Source organism: Pseudomonas sp. S06B 330, assembly GCF_002845275.2.
GTDB lineage: Bacteria > Pseudomonadota > Gammaproteobacteria > Pseudomonadales > Pseudomonadaceae > Aquipseudomonas.
Genome location: NZ_CP088149.1, coordinates 2,505,995 through 2,526,424, shown reverse-complemented (window position 1 = coordinate 2,526,424; position 20,430 = coordinate 2,505,995). Strand labels below are relative to the sequence as shown.

Annotated in this window: 17 protein-coding genes and 1 pseudogene; 1 reads left to right on the top strand and 17 read right to left on the bottom strand. The window is 61.2% G+C overall.

The window, feature by feature from the left end; translation table 11 throughout:
• Window positions 1–159 precede the first annotated feature (159 nt).
• From ubiT to norR, 7 genes are all read right to left on the bottom strand, one after another.
• Entirely contained in the window at window positions 160–630 is a 471-nt protein-coding gene (gene ubiT / locus CX511_RS11390; protein ID WP_045190529.1) for a ubiquinone anaerobic biosynthesis accessory factor UbiT, read from the bottom strand.
• Entirely contained in the window at window positions 624–1,514 is an 891-nt protein-coding gene (locus tag CX511_RS11385) for a U32 family peptidase (RefSeq protein ID WP_045190527.1), read from the bottom strand. The genes ubiT and CX511_RS11385 overlap by 7 nt, the downstream gene beginning before the upstream one ends.
• A gap of 11 nt (window positions 1,515–1,525) precedes the next feature.
• Window positions 1,526–2,521: a ubiquinone anaerobic biosynthesis protein UbiU gene (ubiU, locus tag CX511_RS11380; RefSeq protein WP_101292016.1), complete on the bottom strand. Its 996-nt coding sequence runs from the start codon at window positions 2,519–2,521 to the stop codon at window positions 1,526–1,528.
• Between the two features lie 130 nt (window positions 2,522–2,651).
• Window positions 2,652–3,887 carry a molybdopterin molybdotransferase MoeA gene (locus tag CX511_RS11375; RefSeq protein WP_101292017.1) on the bottom strand — a complete coding sequence of 412 codons (1,236 nt, stop codon included), beginning with the start codon at window positions 3,885–3,887 and terminating at the stop codon, window positions 2,652–2,654.
• Complete coding sequence (gene moaB, locus CX511_RS11370) at window positions 3,884–4,438, bottom strand: molybdenum cofactor biosynthesis protein B (protein WP_101292018.1); 555 nt, start codon at window positions 4,436–4,438, stop codon at window positions 3,884–3,886. Before moaB ends, CX511_RS11375 begins: the two co-directional genes overlap by 4 nt.
• 95 nt (window positions 4,439–4,533) lie before the next feature.
• Window positions 4,534–5,181, bottom strand: a complete 648-nt coding sequence (gene pdxH, locus CX511_RS11365) for a pyridoxamine 5'-phosphate oxidase (protein ID WP_101292019.1) — start codon at window positions 5,179–5,181, stop codon at window positions 4,534–4,536.
• An 82-nt stretch (window positions 5,182–5,263) separates the two neighbouring features.
• The gene (gene norR, locus CX511_RS11360; RefSeq protein WP_101292020.1) at window positions 5,264–6,793 is read right to left on the bottom strand and encodes a nitric oxide reductase transcriptional regulator NorR; all 1,530 of its coding nucleotides are present in this window, start codon (window positions 6,791–6,793) and stop codon (window positions 5,264–5,266) included.
• 166 nt (window positions 6,794–6,959) lie between these two features.
• Here norR and CX511_RS11355 point away from each other — a divergent pair.
• Window positions 6,960–7,418 (top strand): annotated as a pseudogene (locus tag CX511_RS11355) (hemerythrin domain-containing protein); the annotation flags it as partial.
• Between the two features lie 86 nt (window positions 7,419–7,504).
• On the opposite strand, the gene CX511_RS11350 reads toward CX511_RS11355, so the two are convergent.
• The 10 genes from CX511_RS11350 to tssK all read right to left on the bottom strand — a co-directional run bounded on the left by CX511_RS11350 (window position 7,505) and on the right by tssK (window position 20,430).
• Complete coding sequence (locus tag CX511_RS11350; protein ID WP_101292022.1) at window positions 7,505–7,942, bottom strand: CopD family copper resistance protein; 438 nt, start codon at window positions 7,940–7,942, stop codon at window positions 7,505–7,507.
• A gap of 23 nt (window positions 7,943–7,965) precedes the next feature.
• Window positions 7,966–9,156, bottom strand: coding sequence for an NnrS family protein (locus CX511_RS11345; protein WP_101292023.1), 1,191 nt, complete (start codon window positions 9,154–9,156; stop codon window positions 7,966–7,968).
• Between the two features lie 329 nt (window positions 9,157–9,485).
• The gene (gene hemN / locus CX511_RS11340; RefSeq protein WP_101292024.1) at window positions 9,486–10,871 is read right to left on the bottom strand and encodes an oxygen-independent coproporphyrinogen III oxidase; all 1,386 of its coding nucleotides are present in this window, start codon (window positions 10,869–10,871) and stop codon (window positions 9,486–9,488) included.
• A complete protein-coding gene (locus tag CX511_RS11335; RefSeq protein WP_101292025.1) occupies window positions 10,858–12,204 on the bottom strand; it encodes an oxygen-independent coproporphyrinogen III oxidase in 1,347 nt (448 codons plus the stop codon). The genes hemN and CX511_RS11335 overlap by 14 nt, the downstream gene beginning before the upstream one ends.
• 88 nt (window positions 12,205–12,292) lie before the next feature.
• Window positions 12,293–12,736 (bottom strand): CopD family copper resistance protein, encoded by a 444-nt coding sequence (locus CX511_RS11330; protein WP_045190506.1) that lies wholly within the window; start codon window positions 12,734–12,736, stop codon window positions 12,293–12,295.
• A gap of 168 nt (window positions 12,737–12,904) precedes the next feature.
• A complete protein-coding gene (locus CX511_RS11325) occupies window positions 12,905–13,957 on the bottom strand; it encodes a serine/threonine-protein kinase (RefSeq protein ID WP_101292026.1) in 1,053 nt (350 codons plus the stop codon).
• A complete protein-coding gene (locus CX511_RS11320) occupies window positions 13,954–14,682 on the bottom strand; it encodes a PP2C family protein-serine/threonine phosphatase (RefSeq protein WP_045190503.1) in 729 nt (242 codons plus the stop codon). Before CX511_RS11320 ends, CX511_RS11325 begins: the two co-directional genes overlap by 4 nt.
• The gene (tssM, locus tag CX511_RS11315) at window positions 14,682–18,209 is read right to left on the bottom strand and encodes a type VI secretion system membrane subunit TssM (RefSeq protein ID WP_045190502.1); all 3,528 of its coding nucleotides are present in this window, start codon (window positions 18,207–18,209) and stop codon (window positions 14,682–14,684) included. Before tssM ends, CX511_RS11320 begins: the two co-directional genes overlap by 1 nt.
• A 14-nt stretch (window positions 18,210–18,223) precedes the next feature.
• Window positions 18,224–19,093 carry a type IVB secretion system protein IcmH/DotU gene (icmH, locus tag CX511_RS11310; RefSeq protein WP_045190500.1) on the bottom strand — a complete coding sequence of 290 codons (870 nt, stop codon included), beginning with the start codon at window positions 19,091–19,093 and terminating at the stop codon, window positions 18,224–18,226.
• Window positions 19,094–19,098: 5 nt separating this feature from the next.
• Window positions 19,099–20,430 (bottom strand): type VI secretion system baseplate subunit TssK, encoded by a 1,332-nt coding sequence (gene tssK, locus CX511_RS11305; RefSeq protein WP_101292027.1) that lies wholly within the window; start codon window positions 20,428–20,430, stop codon window positions 19,099–19,101.

Below are 20,430 nucleotides of genomic sequence, written 5' to 3'. Positions count from 1 at the left end.
GGAAATGCCATACCTGCGAACACTTTAATAAGGAATACAAAAAATAGATGTAGGACCGTTCCTAAACGCTTACGAATTCACAATTGGACCCAATCTGAGATTCTCTGGACACGGCTCTTCAGAAGTTAGTTGCTTATTATCACGGCGAGAACCCAGCCCCTACCCTGTCGCCAAGCCCTTACCCGCCCGCTCCAGATTGCGCCACAACCAAACCGGCAACACCTCCGGGTCGAGGCTGTCGATCAGGTTCTTCAAGGTCAGTCCCAACTCGGTATCGCCTTCGATGACCAAACGGCGCCTGAAGAACAAGGTGTCGGGGTCTTCCTGGCGGCTGGCCAAGAGCAGAAACTCGCGCCAGTTGCCGCGTATGGTCACATCAGCCTTGGCGGTTTCGGCAATCTGCAAGCCGTACAGGCTACGGGTCAGGTACCAGGTAAGGCCCAGGTCAGGAATACGCAGGCACAGCCAACGCCCGCGCAGCACATCAAACTCACCGTCCTTGATGGGCTCAGCCAGGCAGCGATTGAGCGCCTGTTGCAGGGCCACACGCTGGACCACGAAGGGCACGCGACGAATCAGTGGTAAAACGCGATCAGCGCTACGCAGCAACCAGTGTTTGCGATTCAGCACAGGCCTACCTCCTCAACGCGCAACATCCCCGCCTGGCCGTGCCAGTAGCCGTTACAACCCTCAACGTGCAACGGTGGTGCCTCACCCTGGCGCACCCGCTGGAAGGCCTCGATGACGGCGGCCATGCCTTGGGCACGTGGGCTCAAGCGCAACAGGTTCGCCCCACTGGCGGCAAGGCCGGGGTAATCTGCCAACAGGTTTGTGACCTCAGCCGACATTGTCTGGATGCCATTGAGGGTAAACAGCGGCTGTCCCTCCTGGCTGCTCAAGGCCAGGCCATCGGGGTAGTTCAGGCAACAGAACTGGCAATCGTCCTTGGGCCGGTTTTCTGCCCGGGCAGTAAAGCAGCGCGCCGAATACGCCAGTGGCAGGTGCCCGTAGGCGAATATTTCGACTTCAGGCAGTTCACGCCCCAGCGCCTGGACTTGATCGAGAATCGAACGGATCAACGCCGCCGAACACTCCACAGGCGGCACCCAGCGGATCAAACCGCAGTCCTGCAGTTGGGCCAGTGCGTGGCCGTTGTACAGGTTGAGCGCCGGGCCGCCGACGAAGGGCAATTTGCGCTCCGCCAGAAACTGCACAGCGCCCATGTCGTTGGCCTCCACCAGCAACTCACCGTTGTCGCACAAACGTCGCAGGCTGGAGAGCTCGGAGGCAGCTTCGACCAGGGTCAGACTCGATAGCACGATCTGCGCCTGGCTGCACTGCCGCAGTTCGCGACCCAGTCCAAGCCAATGATCCAGGTTCATTGCCCGGCGTTTCGAGCAGACGGTTTCGCCAAGATAAATCACATCCAGGGGCAAGGCCGCCATCTCGGAATAAAAGCGCCCCAATTGCTCTTTGTCCCAGTAATACAGGACCGGTCCCAGGCTGAGTTTCATGTTCAGGTCCCTCATTGCCATGATCGATGATAAGCGCCCAACGTGGTCTGACTGCCTTCTGACAGGCCCGCCAGCACTTGGCGCCACTGGTCCTTGACGGCGAAGCGTTCAGGCGTCTGGCGATGGGCATCCAAGGCTGCGCGCCACACCTGGGTGACCTGCTCGACATAGGCCGGGCTGCGCTGGCGACCTTCGATTTTCACCGCTTCAACGCCCATCGCCGCCAGTTCGGGCAACAGGTCGAGGGTATCGAGGCTGGTGGGTTCTTCCAGGGCATGAAAGCGTTTGCCGCCAACCAGGAAGCGGCCCTTGCACAACGTCGGGTAACCGGCTGGCTCGTCGGCACGATAACGGTCGATCAGTACCTCGCTCAGGCGCGCACTCAAACCCTCGGCGTCTTCGCTCCAGCGCACCGCCTTGGCTGGCGAGCACACGCCGCACAGGTTCGGCGACTCGCCGGTGATGTAGGACGACAAGTGGCAGCGCCCTTCAGCCATGATGCACAAGCTGCCAAAGGCGAAGACTTCGATGGGCACTGTGCTGTGGGCCGCGACCTGACGCACCTGGGCCAACGACAGCACCCGCGGCAACACCGCGCGACGGATGTTGTAGTGCTGGGCGTAGAACGCCAAGGCGCTGGCATTGGTCGCCGAGCCCTGTACCGACAGGTGCAGGGTCAGCTGTGGATGGCGCTGGCTGGCATAGCCCAGCACGCCAGGGTCGGCGGCGATCAGTGCATCGACACCATGGTCAGCCGCACGGTCCACTGCCCGCTGCCAACGTTCCCAACCCTGGGGTTGGGGGTAAGTGTTGACCGCGACATAGAGCTTGCGTTGATGTTGACGGATATGGGCGACGGCGGCGTCAAACTGCTTGTCGTCCATGTTCAGGCCGGCGAAGTGGCGGGCATTGGTGTCGTCGCGAAAACCGACGTAGACAGCATCGGCGCCTTGGCGCACCGCCGCTTTGAGCGCAGGCAGGTTCCCTGCCGGACAGACCAGTTGCATGGGTATTCCTCATGAAAGAGCGTGTCTGGACTTCGCCTGCGATGCGTATCGCGAGCAGGCCCGGTGCATTCAAATCCGCAGCCAGTCTAGCCAGACCGCCAGCGCAGGCCTTGACGGCAGTCAAGGTCGGTCATTGCATGAGGTCGGCGAACGAGAGGAAAGTGACACTGTCGTGCTTGTGCACCTGCTGCTCGCACTCCACCACCGCCAAACCATCGGCCCAACAAGCTGCCGCAAGCATCGCCGAGCTTTGCTGCGGGTGTAGCTGTATAGAGGCCGGCGCATTGTCTTGGGACGTCAGCCGGGCACGCAGGTACTGACGGCGTTTGTTGCGCTGCAACCAGTCAAAGCCCGCTGGCATCGCCATCGGCCGTGGCAAGACATCCTGAGCACCTTGAGATCTGAGCAAAAATGGCCGGACCACCACCAACGCGGTGATCAATGCGGCTGCCGGATTACCAGGCAAACCGATCCACGGCTTGCCGGCCACCTTGCCAAAGGCCAGGGGCTTGCCCGGCTGAATGGCCAGACGCCACAGCTGCAGGTTGCCCAGGCTTTCAATGGCGTGTTTGAGGTGATCTTCCTCACCCACCGAGACGCCGCCAGAGGTCAAGATCAGGTCGCATTCAGCAGCGGCCAGGCTCAGTGCCTGACAACTGGCTGCCAGATCGTCGGCCATCACTCCGTAGTCATGCACCTCAACACCCCAACCCTGCAGCAATGCCGACAGGCAAAAACGATTGCTGTTGTAGATCTGCCCGGGCGCCAAGGGTTCGCCCGGCTCGCGTAACTCGTCGCCGCTGCTGAGCAGGCACACACGCAAGGGGCGATAGACATCGACCCAGCAGACCCCGGCAGCGGCCAGCAAGCCCAACTCCTGGGCGCGCAGACGCTTGCCGGCCGCAAGCAGCAGTTGGCCCTCGCGCACTTCTTCACCGGCTTTGCGCACATGATCGCCAAGGCTCACCGCTGGCAACCAGACCTGGTCACCCTCGACCCGACACAGCTCCTGGGGCACCACAGTATCGGCGCCGGGCGGCAGCGGCGCACCGGTAAAGATGCGCACCGCCTGTTCGACCGGCAACGGCGCAGTGGCGGCCTGTCCGGCAGCGATTCGCCCTGCCAGGGGCAAGCAACCACCGACTGCTGGCAGATCCGCCGCGCGCAAGGCGAAGCCATCCATGGCGCTGTTGTCCCAGCCCGGCAGGTCGCGTGGGGAATGAATATCCACGGCCAGCACCCGGCCCAGGGCTTTTTCCAGCAGCACGGTTTGTTGCGCCGGAGGCGGTGGCGCCTGTTCGAGCAAGTGGCTGATGGCCTGGTCAACCGGCATCAATTTACCGCTGTCACACACCTTGCCAGTCATGAGCGTTCTCCGCAGGCCTCAATCACCTGCTGCGCCTGAACCTTCAGGTGCGGCGCGAAATTGCACGGGCCGGTGCGACTGTCCAACTGCCCGAGCAGGATCTGGTTCCAGGCCGTACGGCAGGCGCCAGGGGAGCCCGGCACACAACACACCAGCACGCCGTTGCTCATGCCGGCCAGCGCCCGCGACTGCAAGCTGGACATGCCGATCTCCGCCAACGACACCTGGCGGAACAATTCGCCAAAGCCTTCGACATGCTTGTCCAGCAACGGCAGCACCGCTTGCGGAGTATTGTCACGCGCGGTGAATCCGGTGCCGCCGGTGGTCAGTACCACCTGGACGTCAGGGTCGGCGATCCAGCGTGAGAGCGTGGCGCGGATCTGGTAGATGTCATCCTTGACCAGGTCGCGGTCGATCAAGGTGTGGCCAGCGGCCTGAAGCAAATCGCAGAGGGTTTGTCCCGAAGTGTCGGTGTCAAAGCTGCGGGTATCGCTGATGGTCAGGACGGCAATGTTCAGCGGTTCAAAAGTGCGTTGCGCCAGATGGGCCATGTGCGGACCCTCCATGAATGGGATCGGCCCAAGCCTGAACCGAAACCGGAGGCGAACCTATTCCTCCATGGAGGTACCTCGACCGAGCACGCCGCTTAGGGCGCCAGGCGATTACGCGCCCACACCCCGTCTTCCAACCGATAGTCGAGGCGATCATGCAATCGGTCAGCGCGCCCCTGCCAGAACTCCATGCGCGCTGGCTGCAGGCAGTAACCACCCCAGTGTTCGGGGCGCTGCAGCGGTTGATCGACAAAACGGCGAATCGTCTGCGCCAGCAAGGTTTCCAGGGCGGCGCGATCGGCCAGCACCTGGCTTTGCGGTGAGGCCCAAGCCCCCAGACGACTGGCCAACGGGCGGCTTTCGAAATACTCATCACTGAGCTGCGGCTCGAGCCGCCGCACCTGCCCTTCTATGCGCACCTGACGCTCCAGACCCGGCCAGAAGAAAGTCATCGCTGCCCACGGATTGGCATCCAGTTCCTGGCCCTTGGCGCTCTGGTAGTTACCGAAAAACGTAAAGCCGGCGTCGCTGACGCCCTTGAGCAGTAACACCCGGCCATGGGGCCGCCCCTGGCTGTCGACCGTCGCCAAATGCATGCTGTTGGCCTCCACCGGCGCGCTTTCGGTTTCGCGGGCCTGCTGCAGCCACTGGCAAAACATCAGCAATGGATCCTGCGGCGCGGCCTCCTCTTGTAAGCCACCGAGGGTGTAATTACGGCGCATCTGAGCCAAGGACAGGGGCATGGCGGTGATCTCCGGGGGAATGGAGTACATAGTCTGTTGGCTACGTCAGCAGCACACCTTGACCGCCATCAACACCCGAGACTTACTTCAGACGCAAGCGCTTGGCCAGCTTGTGCAAGTTACTCGGATCGACCTGCAGCGAGCGCGCCGCGCTGGCCCAGTTGTTGCCGCACGCCTGCAGTGCATTGACGATGGCCTGACGTTGGCAGGCATCGACGCTCTCACTCAGCGGCAACGTCGACATCCCTTGCGAGCTGGACGGTGCCACTGGCGCTGTCGCCTGTTCTGCCGCTTGGCCACTGTCCAAGTCGAGCACTTGCGGCTCCAGGGTGAGAATCAAGTTACGGCTTTCACCGCGACTGAGCTGTTTGAGTGCGGCGCGGCTGATCACATGCTCTAGCTCACGCACGTTACCCGGCCAGTGATAGGCCAGCAGCGCACGCTCAGCCGCAGCAGACAGGCGTAGGCCACGCAGGCCCAAGCGACTGCGATTGAGTTCAAGAAAGCGCCCGGCGAGCATCAGCACGTCATCACCGCGTTCACGCAGCGGCGGAATCGGCAGTGGGTAGACCGACAGGCGATGATAGAGATCGGCGCGAAACAGCCCCTGGCGAATGCTGTCGGGCAAATGCCGGTTGGTGGCGGCGATGATGCGCACATTCACATGCAACGGCTTATCCGCGCCCAAGCGCTGTATTTCACCGTTTTGCAGGGTACGCAACAGTTTGGCCTGCACGCTCAGGGGCAGCTCACCGACCTCATCAAGAAACAAGGTGCCGCCATTGGCCGCGTCAAAGCGCCCGGCACGATCACTGCCAGCACCGGAAAAGGCGCCTTTGACATGGCCGAACAACTCGCTTTCGGCCAGCGACTCCGGCAAAGCCGCGCAATTGACCTGTACCAAGGGCTTATGGCTGCGCCGCGATAGGCGGTGCAAGCGTCGGGCGAACAACTCTTTACCGACCCCCGTCTCCCCCAACAGCAACACCGGCAGTTCCGAGTCGGCCAGCACATCCAGCTCATTGAGCAACTGATGCATGACCGCGCTCTGACCAAGAATCTCGCCTTCCTGCCCAGGCATGCGCAGCTCCGGCACATCGCTACGCGTCAGGCGCAGGCTGCGGTTTTCCTGTTCAAGGCGGGTAACCCGCAACGCTGCCTCGATCTGCAAGGTGCAGTGCTTGAGCTCCTCCCGTGCAGCGGCGTCGAAGGTACCGGTTTGCAGGGCATCCAGCGTGACTACACCCCAAGCCTGCCCTTCGACATACAGGCTCACCCCCATGCAGTCATGCACCGCCAGCGGCTCATGGAGCGCGGTCTCAAGCAAACCGTCGTAAGGATCAGGCAGGCGGCTGTCGGGCTCGAACCAGGTAGGTTCGCGTGAGGCCATGATTGCCGCCAGACGTGGATGCTGGGCAATCACAAAACGCCGCCCGAGGGCTTCATGCACCAGGCCGACGGCGGCCACCGGGCGCAGGCTGTCCTCATCCAGACGCAGCAAACCAACCGCGCCGCAATTGAAGTACTCGCGCAGGGTTTGCACCAGGCGTTGCAAGCGCACGGCATTGGGTAATTCGACAATCAGGTCGGCGGCCAGGCTTTCTCGCAGCATGGTAATAATCACCCTTTGTGGTTGCATCTACCCTGAGGCATCGAGGTGATTATCACCACTGAAAAAAATAATGTGATTGATTTCAATCAGTTAAAAATGGCACAGACGCTGCTCTGGCGTCAGGGAACTCTGTACGCCCTCTCAAGGAACCCTGATGAGCCAACCACACAACTGGCGCACGGCGCCCGCAGCTGAACTGATCGCGCACATCCTCTGGCGCTACCACCAACGTCACCGTGAACAACTGCCTGAACTGATCAGCCTGGCGCAGCGCGTAGAACAGGTGCACGGCACGCACAGCCAGTGCCCCAATGGCCTGGCCGGCCATCTACAGGCCATGCAGCAGGAGCTGGAAAGCCACATGTGCAAGGAAGAGCACGTGCTTTTCCCTCTGCTTCAACATGGCCTGAGCCGCCCTGCGGCGGCGCCGATCCGGGTAATGCGGCTTGAGCATGATGAACACACCCAAGCGCTGAAAACCTTGCTGGTACTGACCGATGCCTTCACCTCACCTGCCGATGCCTGCAATACCTGGCGAGCCCTGTACCAAGGCCTGCAGGTGTTTCATGATGATTTGCTGGAACATATACAGCTGGAAAACGAGGTGTTATTCAGCACCGTATAGCCTGCGTGGGAGCCGGCGCGGTGTCAGCTAATAGGCGGTGCCTGCAGCGCTGACAAGTCCAGCACCCACAGGTCCGTGGGCGCAGATCAATGCCAGTAGAACATCGCCTTGGCCAGCATCACGATCACCAGCATATGACCCAATATGCTCCAGCGAATCCACCGCGCCCGCCGCTCGCTCAATCGCCCCCGTTGCAACCAGTAAGCCAGTAGCACGTAATGGCCGATGATGTTCAGCGCCAAAACGATCTTCAGGCTCAGCAAACTGGCAAAATTGCTGTCCAGCGGATGACTCAAGGCCGCGCGATGCTGCCAGGCCAGGCCGATGCCAGCGCTATACAACAGCAGCACCACACCATGCAGCACCTTGCGCGAACGCACCGACAGGGCCTGGTCAGCCAATGGCTGAGCGCTGGTCGGCAACTGCCGGCGCACGGTCTGCCAGATCACGACTTCGAAAAACAGCGTGCCGATGAAAGCGATCGCCGCCAGCAAATGAACGACCAGTAAGTACGGGTAAAGCATTCATCCTCTCCTTCACCAAACGCCTAACCTGGATGGCCATCAACCCGGGCACGTAACAGCATCGGTGTGTATTGCCAGGCGTACAGGGCAAATGCCAGCAACCAGCACAACCCTGCCAGCCACAACCCGACCAGCGGCAGCCAGTGCACCAACACCACCCGGCAGACACCCGCCAGATTGAGTAAGACAAACGCCAGGGTCATGCCTGCTGGGGGTTGCAAGGGGCGACCGGTGTGGCCCAGGCTGACCCGCGTGATCATCGCCAGAATCAGCCCGGCCATGGCCCCGATGGTCAGGCAATGCACCGCCAGGCTGGGGTTAAGCGACACACCGAAATGCCACAAGGCCATACCTAGGCAAGCCAGCGCCAACCACGCGTAGGCCAGGTGCAGAGACCACAGCAACGGTACCCGCCACAACCCACGATCATGCCAGCGCCCTAGACGCAGACAATGGCCAACGGCCAGGGTGGCGAACAGCACGCCGATCCAAACCCTGGGGCTCAGCGCCGGTCCGGCAGCATAGAGCAGTGCCACCAGCGCAGAGGCAGCCAGTAACAGCCAGTCGAGCCAAGGCCAGGGCGCCACCGCCTCGACCCGCCCTAGCCCACGTTGGGTGAAGAACGGAATGACCCGCCCGCCGATCAGGCCCATCATCGCCGCCACCAGCCAGATACCGCCGAGCACGCCCTGGCGTTGCCAGCCGTCATTGCCCTGAACCAGGCCATACATCGCCAGACCGTCCGCTGCCGCCAGCAACAGCAGCACCATCACCACCGGGTAATTACGCTTCTGCCGAACCCGCCAAAGGGTACGCCCCATCAGCACAGCCACCAGCAACGGAAAAGCCAATTCCAGCAACACCAGCAATGGCCAGGGCACATTGGTCAACCACGCTAGCCGTCCGGCCAGCCAGAGCACCGCCAGCCCAGCCAGCGGCCTGCCGCTGAGCCCCGGCTGGCCGGTCCAGGTCTGCACGGCAGTGAGCAGAAAGCCGGCGATGATCGCCAGCCCAAATCCGAACAGCAGCTCGTGACGGTGCCAGGCCAACCAGCCACCGGCCGGTTGCCAGTCGCCCAAGGTGCCAGTCAAGGCCGCCAGCCATACGGGCACCGCCAACACGGCCAAGCCACAACCGGCGAGGAAAAACGGCCGAAACGCCAAGCGCAACAACGGCACGATGGCCATTGCCTTACGGCGATCAAGAACCTGCATATGCCACTCCTTACCTTGAGCCGGTCTCGTCTCGAGGGCGATGAATCCCGGCCCATCATCTGTCATTTGCCAGCCACCGCTTTGTCGCACTTCAAGGCGCACGGCAGGCGGCGTAAGCTGCCAATCGCTGTCAACACGCTAGTGCAAGGGCCGTGCCTTCACGGTGTTTGCTGATTGTCTGCAGAGTTATGAAGCCGCTAAAGGGTAGAAATGACCTTATAACGGTTCAAATGACCCGATGCGTTGGGGTGAATTTTACCCTCAACAAAGAAAGGCGCGTCAGGCCGGCTCTCGCGCCGTGGCCGGCAAACTTGATCGCCATCAAAGGCTCAGACGGTGCGCGAGAATTGACCCTTCTGTCCACCGCCCAGGTAAGCATCAAAGGCCATGGCCGTGCTGCGCATCAGCAAATGCCCTTGAGGCAGCAACTGCAATGCGTCCTGATCCAGTACCAGTAACTGGTCATCGACCTGCTCAGCCAATTGCCCCAGGGCATCGGCGAAGTAGTCAGTGAAGCAGATACCGTGAGCGGCTTCGAACGCGCCGAAGTCGATCCGGCCGTGGCACATCAGGGCATTGATAACGTCGCGGCGCAATTGATCGTCGGCATTCAAGCGGTAGCCGCGCTGCACGGGCAGCAGGCCTTGGTCGAGCCATGCGTAATACTGCGACAACAACTTAACGCTCTGGCTGTAGCTATCGCCGACCTTGCCGATGGCCGACACACCCAGGCCGATCAGATCGCAATCGGCATGGGTCGAGTAGCCCTGAAAATTACGCTGCAAGGTGCCGTTGGCTTGAGCCAGGGCCAGTTCATCGTCCGGCAAGGCGAAATGGTCCATACCGATGTAAACATAACCGGCTTCGGTCAGACGCCGGATGGTCAGCTCCAGCAATTCCAGCTTGCGCTCGGGCGGCGGCATGTCTTCAGGGCGAATCATGCGCTGTGCGCGCACATGCTCGGGCAGGTGTGCATAGCTGTACGCGGCGATGCGGTCCGGCCGCAGAGCAATGATTTTGCCCAGGGTCACATCGAAACTGCCCACCGTTTGCAGCGGCAAACCATAGATCAAATCAACACTGACCGACTTGAACCGCGCCTGGCGCGCCGCCGCGACCAATGCGTAGATCTGCTCCTCGCTTTGCCGACGATTGACCGCCGCTTGTACCTGCGGGTCAAAGTCCTGCACACCGAAGCTCAGGCGATTGAAGCCCAGGCTACGTAGCTGTTGTACCTGTGCGGTGCTGACAGTGCGCGGATCGACTTCAATGGAAAACTCATGATCGTCACTGTCGTCGAGGTTGAATGCCTGGCGCAGGCAGGTCATCAGTTCAGCCAACTGCTCGTCGCTCAAATAGGTCGGCGTGCCGCCCCCCAGGTGCAGTTGCGTCAGCTTGCGGCTGCGATCAAACAATGCCCCCTGCAGGGCAATTTCACGCTTGAGGTAGCCCAGGTACTCGGCTGCGCGATGGGTTTTGCGGGTAATGATCTTGTTGCAGGCGCAGTAGTAACACAGGCTCTGGCAGAACGGAATGTGGATGTACGCCGACAAGGGCTTGGGCACCTGCGCCTGATTACTGGTCTGCACGGCGTGCAGGTAGTCATCGAGCGCAAAGGCCTGATGAAACTGGGGCGCGGTGGGATAGGAGGTGTAGCGCGGCCCCGGACGATCGTATTTCTTGACCAGGGCGCGGTTGAATTCAAAGGCTGGCATCGTGATCGACCCACTCATGATTGGAGGTCAAACCCGTACCGTTCACCTGCTGTTCAAACACCTGGCAGATGCTATCCACCTGCGCACGGCCGGCGGGCAGTATGCTGATAAAGCGCTCATTGAGCTCAACCAGACCGGCACGGCTCATGGCCTCCAGCTGGCGCCATGCGACTGGAAAATAGTCTTGGAAGTTCAGGCCGTAACGGCGTTCGAGGGCCAGGATATCCAGCTCCAGATCACAGGCCAGACGCTCCATCACCCGTTGCCTGAGCTGATCGCTGTCTTGACCGCGCCAGCCGCGAGACGTGGCCAACTGGCCACGTTGCAACTGCTCGAGGTAATCGCCAAGGACCTCGGTATTTTGCCCGTACACCGCGTCAAGCTGGCTGATTGCGCCAAGGCCGAAACCGACATGATCGCAGTAGCCATGCCGGGTAAAGCCCTGACAGTTGCGGCGCAAACGGCCACGCTCCTGGGCGATCGCCAAGTCGTCATCAGGGCGTACAAACTGCCCCAGGCCGATGTGCTGGTAACCCGCTGCCAGCAACTGCTCGAAGCATATACGCCGCATCAAGGCCTTGTCGTGCTCACTGCAGGCATGGCGTTGAGCGAACTGGGCATAGCGCTGCGGCGGCTGGGCGTAATCGAACACCCGCAGCCGATCAGGCTCCAGTTCAATCAAGGTGGTCAGCTTCAGCGTAAAACTGTCTGGGGTCTGCCATGCGTGACCGTACCCCAGGTCAACACTCACCGAGCGGTAGTCAAAGGTGCGAGCAGCATCGATCAATGAATGAATAGGTGCTGGACTCTGCAAGCTGGCCACTGACTGGCCGCTGCCGCTGTCGATGTCCGGTACGCCGATGCTGACATGGTTGAAACCCTGGTCACGCAGCATGCCCATGGTCGCCCAACTGGTCTGTTGCAGGACAACATCAACGCAGTAATCACCGCTCTCGTGGGTGAGAAAATTGAAGCGCCTGCGCAGGTGCGTCATCAGCTTCTGCAAATACATTGGCTCAGGCGTTGTGCCCCCCAGGTGGAACTGCTCAACCCGCTGCTGCGTGCTCAGGTGACAGCCGACCAGGTCGATCTCTCGGGTCAGGCACTGGAAATACTCGTCCATGGACGCGTCGGCTGCGCACAGGCCGGTCGGCACCTGCACATTCAACGACAACGGGCGTTGATGCTGACGGCTGCTGCGCAGTGCTCGCAACACATCCAGAGAACCGACGCCGCCATGAAACTTGCGCACATCGACATAACTGTTGGGGTCGAGCACACCTTGATCGTGTTGAACGACCTGCTCGTGGCGAGCGTGAAGGACATCGAGCATGACGGGGCTCCGAGACGGGCTGCGGAGTTTCAGTGTCTGCCGATAACAGCCTGGAGGCCTTGATTTGTATCAAGCGCCGGTGGGGTAGCTACCATGTCAGGTAGAACATGGCTTTGGCCAGCAACACGATCACCACCATATGGGCAAACACACTGTGGTGAATGAACTTCACCCAAGCGCCGGTCATACGCTGGGTTTTGAACAACAGCATGGCGCCGAGAAAATGCACCAGCACGCTGGCGGCGACTACGATCTTGGCCAGCAGCAAGGTGCCGAACGATGAGCTCAGTGGCGTATTGAGCAGCGGCAGGTAGCGCAGCCAGACCATCCCAGCGCCGGCACCGAACAGCACCAGCAAGACCCAGGGCATCAGTTGCCGGGCACGTTGACCGATAGCCTGTTCGAGCAGCAGCATCAGTTTGGCCGGCAGTTGCTTGCGGATACTGTCGAGGAACAGCACCTCGAAGAACACCGTGCCGATGAAGATCAACGCAGCGAACAGGTGCAGGGTTAATAGCAATGGGTAGATCATCTGACCCTCTGGGTTCGGGTACCAGGTCTGGGTTTTAGCCTACAGGGTGGAGGCTTGATTACGGTTGATGTTGATCAAGAAAGGTCAATAGACGGAGTACCCGAGCACTGCCCGGCCGATGGCTGCGAACACGTCCACGACCGAGCCCTCCTCACCGGTTAATGGGCATCAGGCCCGACACAGCCAGCGCTTGAGCCATGAAGAAGGTTCTCTAAAAACATCCCGTAGCGGGGAGACCGTGGTGAGTCGCACCGACGGATCAAAAGCCAAGGCCTTCCGCAGAACAGGCCAACAGTGTTTCGCAAGGTTCCGAGGTGCTTGCAGTTGATGATCAAGACGCTCATTACGGGCCTGAGTTGCAGGTAATCGGCGGAACGGGTGTTTGCCGCTGGCCAGCTCATAGATCACACACGCCACCGCATAGAGATCGCTGCTGACCGACACCACACCCTCCTCCAGCAGTTCAGGGGCAGCATAACTTGGTGTCCAGGCGTTGAAGCGACTGCGGCTGAGCTGCGGCAAGCCGGTGAGGATACCCTCCTCGGCCTGGCTGAGCCCGAAGTCGAACAGTCGCACACCGTCTTCACACAGCATCACGTTACTCGGCTTCAGGTCGCCATGCAGCACACCCTGAGCGTGGCTGTATGCCAGGGCATCAAGCAGTGGCCGCACCACATCGCACAGCTCATTCCACGGTAGACCGGTAGGCCGTTCGCAGAGCAATCGGTCCAGGGCCAGGCCGCGCATAAGTTCCATGGTGATGAAGGCGCGCCGGCACTGGGTGTCCACCTCAAAACTGTACACGCGCACGATGTTTGGGTGACGCAGGCGTCGGCTCAGGGCGAACTCGCTGTAGAGCAAGGCGCTGGCATCCGGCGTCTCGGAAAATGCTTCGCTCATGACTTTGAGCGCTAGGTAAGGGTCCGGCTCGCCGAACTGCTCGTGCAATAAATCCCGCGCACGGTAGACCGCGCCCATGCCTCCGGCCCCAAGCAGGCGCTCGAGGCGATAACGTCCGGCCAGCACATCCGGTAGTTCGCCCACAGGCGCCACGGACTTGGCTTTGGAACGAGAGCGGCTCCTGGAGCGGTTGCGGGCCTTGCCCTTATTAGGCTGGGGACGCGGGGCCTCATTGACTTCAGCGAAGGCGGAACAGGTCAGATTGCTGGCCGCATCCTCGCCTATCAGGATGTCATCCAAAGCGGCGTTGAGGTCACTCATTGGCGGATCACCACGGCGGTCATGTTGTCCCGTGCCGAGCCCCGCAGGGCGCCGTCCAACAGACGTTGCAGCGCCACGTGCGGCGAAGCCAGGCTCAACGCATTGCCCAGTGCGTCGCTGCTCAGCCCTTGGTACAGGCCATCACTGCACAGCAGGAAGGCATCGCCGGGATAGACCTGCAGCTCCAGGACCTCCAGGGTCAGTTGCTCGCTGGCGCCCACTGCCCGGGTCAGGGCATTGGCCGCCGGATGCGCCCGCGCCTGCTCGACGCTCATCTGTTGCTCGTCGATCAATTGCTGCTGCAGCGAATGGTCCCTGGACAACTGGTACAAACGCTGCCCGCGCCACAGGTAACAGCGGCTGTCACCGGCCCAGATGCACGCCGCGCGGTTGCCTTCCAGCAACAGTGCGACCACGGTGCTGCCCATAATGCTGTCATGCCGCTCGGCGGTGACGGTCAACTCCTGGCCCAGGCGCCGATTAAGCCAATGCAGGCACTGGCGCAAACCCTTGACTCGCTCGTCGAAACCGCCCTGCGCCGGCAGCTCAGCCAAGCTGGCGACAATCAACTGGCTGGCGACGTCGCCTCTCTGATGTCCGCCCATGCCATCCGCGACCACCCAGAGCCCTTGCTCCGGACAATCGAGGAAGGCATCTTCGTTGCGCGCCCGAACCTTGCCAGGATCGGTGCGCGCAGCGCTGCGCCAGGGGCTGGTAACCGGCATCAGAGCGCCACCGGCATGCGGTAGCTGCGCAACACACTCACATCGAATGGGTTCGGCACCCGTTGGCTCATCAGCAGATAGTTGGCGCGCAGGCCACCCACCTCAGCCTTGAGCACCAACACATCACGGCCCGTCAGGTACTCGGTCTGCATCAGATCAAATAGACGGAACAGCGACCAGGGGCCGGTGTTCTTCTCGATGCCGATCGCGCGGCCGGCCATCTTCTCCAGCACCAGGCTGGTTCGCCCGTCTTCAACATCGCTCGGCCACTTGAACGACACCGGTACGATCGGGCCGTGACGGTATTCCAGGGTCTTATCGCCAAACCGGAACTCGGAGCGGCTGACCGCCGGGTCCAGGGTGTACGGCTCCAGCTTGAACTGCACGTGCGGCTGTGCCGGGTTCTCCGAGAAGAAACTCTGGCGGATCACCTGGGTCGCGGCCATCTGCTCAAGGTAGGCCTTGGACATCGGCAGGCTGTGGCCATCGATACTGCGCAGGCGGTAATTGCCCGGATCGCCACTGACGAAAGGCCGCATGTAGGTTTCAAAGAAGCGATCGGCAATGCCCTGAGCCTTGAAGAACTCACGGAAGTCACTGATGGCAACGTCGCTGGTGCTGTGGGCGTTGAACGGGTAACGCTTGCTGATGGCCTTGCCGTAGAAGCTGTACAGCTCGCTCTGATAACGCTGATTCAGGTACTGGTAGGTGTCGTCGAGCACCAGGCGCCAGGTGTCTTCCGCCAGCAGGTTGAACCAGGCACTCAGCGGGCGCGGCAGGCGTTTCGACGCATTGCGCAGGTTGCTCAGCGCATCACGCTGGCCGCTCATGCGCGCCTTGGCCATCTCGTACGCCGCCTGCTCGGGTGCGCTGGCTCGGGCCAGGCTGGCCAGTTGCAGTTGCAGGTCGTTCAGCGCCTGCAGTGCCGGGGTCAGGTCCGCCGCCGGGCCGCTGTTGTCATCCAGTAGGCGGTGCAACGGTTCGAAGCGACGCTGCAGCGACTGCTTCGCAGTGTCCGGCAGGGTCTTGGCCAGTACGTGCTGAGCCTTGCCCCCGGCTGCCGCTGCGACCTTGCCCAGCGCCCCTACCTTCGTGGCGGCGTTGTCCGCGATTGCGCTCACCTCTTCAACGCTTTCGGCGAAGGTCTGGAAGCGGGTATTTTCACGTACCGCCACCAGCAATTGCAGCACCGGCGAGCTGGCCGAGGTCAGGCCGGCGACTTGATCGGCGCCTTCGCCGGCATCGCTGAACGGTTGCAGGCCAACCCGGCCGACCGCTTCACTCCAGTAGTTGGCGTAGTCGCGGAAATACAGCTGTTCAAGTGCCACCATCAGACGACGCAGGTCCATGCCACTGATACCGCTGCCCTCACCCAACACCCAGTTATCACGCAGGATATTGCTGACCAATGCGCTGCCCTGGACCGAGAAATACTGCTGATAACCCTGCTGGGTGTAAAAGCCGGGAATGGCATAGTCGGTACCGTAAAACAGCTCACCCTGCGACCCCAGGTGCTGGCTCAAACGGTACTCTGGCAGGCTCCGCCCCTGCTCACGCAACGCGCGGTAAACCACGTTGGCCAGCGACTCACTGCGCAGCACCTGACGGGCCTGGGCCACCAGGGTGTCGTTGAGCGGATAACTGAACGGTAATGTGAGCAGGCGTTCCAGGTGCGCGTTCAAGCCGTTCTGCACCGCAGTGTTACCGGCATAGCGCGTAGACCAGTCGGCGGCCACCCAGGCCTTGAGCCAGGACGGATCGCGGCGATCCTGCATGTTCAGCATCAAGTACGCCCGCAGGCTGTTTAGCAAGCGGTCACGATCGCGCAGGCTGGTGCGAATCTGTGCTTCCAACATCTGCGCCACCCGCGGCAGCAGCTGCGCCTGAAGCTCACGCTCGTAGGCACTGAGCACCACCGGGTTGCTTTCGTTACCTTGGTACAGACCGACTCGCTCACGCAGCGAGACATCGCCCTTGTCCGGGAACACTTGGGTAGCGTTGAAACTGGTGTCCAGGGTGTTGAGCGCCGCCATCGCATCGTCGTGGGCACTCAGCGCCGTCCGCTGCTGGTTCCAATGCTGCGCCAGGGAGCGCAGATTTTCCAGGCGCTCGTAGTTGGCAGAGAAACCGCCAGCCCAGAGCAGGCCGAACACGACCAACGCCACCAGCGCGCCAGCGTACAGTGCACGCTGGCCCCAATGGATGCGATTGCGCTCGCGCGTGTCCAGCCCAGCCAGATCGGCCTCGGGGAAAATCACCCGGCTCAGCAGGTGGTGAATGAAGCGCGAACGACCGCGGCGCAGGGTCGGCAGAACACCGGTCGGCATGCCCAGTGTGGCACCGATGCTGGCAGCGTCGTGGTCGAGTTTCTCCATCAGGTGAGGGGCGCTGGTCAGGTAAAAACCGCGCAGCTGGCTGGCGCGCTGGTAGCGGTTACCGGTGAACGCCATGTCGACGAACAGGCACAGGTGTTCGCCGATCTGCCCCAGTTGATGTGGGAAATCGAGAATGCGACCACGGCGCTGGGTGTCGCGCTCCTGGTGCATGCGCATGATCACCTGGCTGTTCAGGCGCCGCAGTAACGCTTCGAATTCCTGACGTAGCACGGCGACGTCGGTGCCACTCTGCTCCTGGCCAAAGCTGGCACCGAGTACCTGATCGCTTTCCTCGCGGGTCAACTGATCAAAGAACTCGTCAAAGCCCAGCAATTGGTCGGCCTTGCTCAGCACCAGGTACACCGGCACATCGACGTGCAGCGTCTGATGCACCTCCTGCAGCCGCTGGCGCACCTGCTGCGCCAGCGTGTCGAGGTCCTTTTCATTGCCGCTCAGCAGCAGCTCCACCGGAAGGGTCACCAGAACACCGTTCAGCGGCTGCCCGCGACGGCGCTTGCGTAACAGGTTGAGCAAGGTGCTCCAGGCACTCCCGTCAACGTCAGCATCAGGCTGGGTCAGGTAGCGGCCAGCGGTGTCGATCAGCACACCGTGGTCAGCGAAGTACCAGTCGCAATGTCGGGTGCCGAGGGTGTCGCGGGTCAGCTTACGCTCGATCTTGTTGATCGGGAACTCCAAGCCGGAGAAATCCAACAGGCTGGTCTTGCCGCTGCTTTGCGGACCGATCAGCAGATACCAAGGCAGGTCGTCGCGCCAGCGCTCGCTGCGGCCACGATACAGACTGGACGTTTTGAGGGTGCGCACGGCGTCCTTGAAACGGCTGCTCAGCGCGTCCCTCTCCTCGTCAATCAACGCATCACGACGCAGACGTTCCTGGCCGTCGTCACTGTCTTCCAGCGCTTTCTTGCGCAGCCCGGCGCGCCAGCTGACAAAAACCATGGCCAGCCCCCAGATCAGGAACAGCACGCTGATGGTCAGCAGGCGCGAGGTCGCACTTTCCCAGAATTTATAGTCGTCGACCGCCAGCAGCGGCCCGGCGAACCACACCATTAGGGCCACAAACAGCACCAACAATAGCGTCCAGAGCCATGTCTTACGCAGGAGGGTAGCGATTTTTTTGAAGAAACTTTTCATTGCACGTCCCTGTTTTACGGCTGGGGCTGGACCACGGTCGGGTCAAGCTGCTGATAAGGTTGCAGAACGCTGTCGCGCTGCTCGCCCAGAACCCAGGCAAACCCCGAATACATCACCACCAGGCAGGCCACGGTGAACAAGGCAACCATCCACCACGGCACGATGCGCACCAGACTACGGCGTTTGTCGCGCAAGCCCTCCCAATGTGGTGACAGCTCACGGGGCACGTCACCGCGCAGCTGGCGGATTTGCCGGTACAGTGCATCGCGTATACCTTCGAGTTCGAGCATGCCGCGGGGCATGACCCGGTACTTGCCCTCAAAGCCCAGCGATAGGCACAAGTACATCAGTTCCAGCATCGGCAGGTTCTTGACCGGGTTCTTCGTAAGCCGATCCAGCAGTTGAAAAAACTTTTCGCCACCAAAGGTCTCGTTGTGGAAGCTGCTGAGCAGGCTCATCTGCGACCACTCACTTTCCTTGTCCCGCAGGGTGGTGACCACCGCCTCATCGACCACCGTGCAGAGCACGTAGCGGGCGGTGATCGTTTGGCTGTGTTCCGCACCATTTTGCTGGGCACGCACCTCGAACAGCTTCAGCTCTTCGCTCAGACGCGTGTTAAGCGCGGGCAAGTCTTCGCTGCTGTTGCTGTTCTTAAGGCGCACCACTTCCGACAACAGATCGGAGGCCGCCGCCGCCAGCGCATTGAGACCGATGTTGAAGGCCTCGGCCGGGCGCAGACGCGCGGCGTAGATCATCCGCTGTTCAAGACGTTCGATGCGCGTTGGCGTGGCAACATCGGTCATCGGCTCCTGCGCCGGACCCTGGCCCTGGCGATCGAGCAAGACGGTTTTGTCGTCCTGGTGGTATTCCATGTCCTTGATCATGTCGGTCAGTTCCTGATGGCCCAGAATTTCAGTTCAAGCTCAGCGAACTCGCCGGACACGTGGAAGGCGAAACCGCCTGAACGCTCCAATTGCGCCAGGTCATCGGAATTGAGTTCGAGGATGAAATAGGTTTTGTTGGCGTGAAATGCGATCTGCCGTGGCGCCACGGGCAACGGCTTCACCTTGATCCCTGGCAAGTGCAGGTTGACCAACTGGCGAATATGTTCCACTGGACCGACCTTCAGGTGCGCCGGCAAGCGATGGCGCAACTCTTCGGAGTCGCAGTTGGCACTCGCGGCCAGGACGAACGAGGCCGACTCCAGCAACGTGTGGTCGTGCAACGGCGACACCGTGATCCCGTATTGACGCGCCTGCAACTCCAGCTCGATGGCGTGCTGTTCGAGCACCATCGACAGCACTTGGCGAATCGCGTCCATCAATTTGCGAAAGCTCACGCCCTGGTCACTGTGCTGATAACGGCTGTCCAAGCGTGGCCGTTTGCTGTCGCTGGCGAAGGTCGCCAGATCGCCGAGCATGGTCAGCAGCGTGCGGTACAACGCTTCTGGATGGACCTGTTCCAGGCCCAGGTAGTGGCGTAGCAGCAGTTCGGTACGGTTGATCAGTTGCAACATCATGAAGTCGCCGACTTCGGCACCGCCGACCTTGCTGTTGGAACGAATCCGCTCGGCAATGGTGTCGCCGCGGTGGCTGAGCATGCTGATGACTTCCTTCAAGCACGACAGCAGATAGCTCGAGGCATGGGCATGAATAAAGGTTGGCACAAAGTCTGGATCGAGGCTGATTACCCCATCGGGCGTAGTATCAAGGACTTCGCAGAGTTTGAGCTTCACATAGACCTGGTCGCTCTGTTGCTCGCCGAGCACCAGACGGAAGTCCGGCCGGGCACAACTGACCTGGCTGCTGGAGTCGTCGCCGGCGTTGGAGTCGGCGACTTGCGCCTCATAGGCGGTATAGCGCGCCAGGACATCAGACTGCTCCGCACGACGTGCTTCGATGTGGTTGCCCGTCACCAGCGGCAAGGCCAGGTAGACCGGGGTGTGGCCGGTATTGGGCGGCACATCCAGGACCAACGGCTCGGTGTTGCCACCCAGCTCGAACAGGCTGCCATCAGGCAGGATGCCAGAGGCCTGGCTGATCACCAGCTTGCCCATGTTGAGAAACTGCAGGTCGATTTCCAACCCCAGAAACCCCCAGCAATAACTGCCCAGCAACTGAGTGCGGGTTTTCATCTGGTAGTCATAGTAACGATCGTTGTGCTGGAAGTGCTGCGGGCGCAGCAACATGCCTTCCTGCCAGATGACTTTATGCACATTCAT

What these genes read in the sequence shown, in the direction of transcription:
- CX511_RS11320 (WP_045190503.1), bottom strand. Translation starts at nt 14,682, where the DNA reads ATGCCGGTTACCAGCCCCTGGCGCAGCGCTGCGCGCACCGATCCTGGC.
- tssK (WP_101292027.1), bottom strand. Translation starts at nt 20,430, where the DNA reads ATGAATGTGCATAAAGTCATCTGGCAGGAAGGCATGTTGCTGCGCCCG.
- CX511_RS11330 (WP_045190506.1), bottom strand. Translation starts at nt 12,736, where the DNA reads ATGATCTACCCATTGCTATTAACCCTGCACCTGTTCGCTGCGTTGATC.
- tssM (WP_045190502.1), bottom strand. Translation starts at nt 18,209, where the DNA reads ATGAAAAGTTTCTTCAAAAAAATCGCTACCCTCCTGCGTAAGACATGG.
- CX511_RS11335 (WP_101292025.1), bottom strand. Translation starts at nt 12,204, where the DNA reads ATGCTCGATGTCCTTCACGCTCGCCACGAGCAGGTCGTTCAACACGAT.
- norR (WP_101292020.1), bottom strand. Translation starts at nt 6,793, where the DNA reads ATGCTGCGAGAAAGCCTGGCCGCCGACCTGATTGTCGAATTACCCAAT.
- moaB (WP_101292018.1), bottom strand. Translation starts at nt 4,438, where the DNA reads ATGGCCCATCTGGCGCAACGCACTTTTGAACCGCTGAACATTGCCGTC.
- icmH (WP_045190500.1), bottom strand. Translation starts at nt 19,093, where the DNA reads ATGATCAAGGACATGGAATACCACCAGGACGACAAAACCGTCTTGCTC.
- CX511_RS11375 (WP_101292017.1), bottom strand. Translation starts at nt 3,887, where the DNA reads ATGACTGGCAAGGTGTGTGACAGCGGTAAATTGATGCCGGTTGACCAG.
- CX511_RS11345 (WP_101292023.1), bottom strand. Translation starts at nt 9,156, where the DNA reads ATGCAGGTTCTTGATCGCCGTAAGGCAATGGCCATCGTGCCGTTGTTG.
- pdxH (WP_101292019.1), bottom strand. Translation starts at nt 5,181, where the DNA reads ATGCCCCTGTCCTTGGCTCAGATGCGCCGTAATTACACCCTCGGTGGC.
- CX511_RS11325 (WP_101292026.1), bottom strand. Translation starts at nt 13,957, where the DNA reads ATGAGTGACCTCAACGCCGCTTTGGATGACATCCTGATAGGCGAGGAT.
- ubiU (WP_101292016.1), bottom strand. Translation starts at nt 2,521, where the DNA reads ATGCAACTGGTCTGTCCGGCAGGGAACCTGCCTGCGCTCAAAGCGGCG.
- CX511_RS11385 (WP_045190527.1), bottom strand. Translation starts at nt 1,514, where the DNA reads ATGAAACTCAGCCTGGGACCGGTCCTGTATTACTGGGACAAAGAGCAA.
- hemN (WP_101292024.1), bottom strand. Translation starts at nt 10,871, where the DNA reads ATGCCAGCCTTTGAATTCAACCGCGCCCTGGTCAAGAAATACGATCGT.
- CX511_RS11350 (WP_101292022.1), bottom strand. Translation starts at nt 7,942, where the DNA reads ATGCTTTACCCGTACTTACTGGTCGTTCATTTGCTGGCGGCGATCGCT.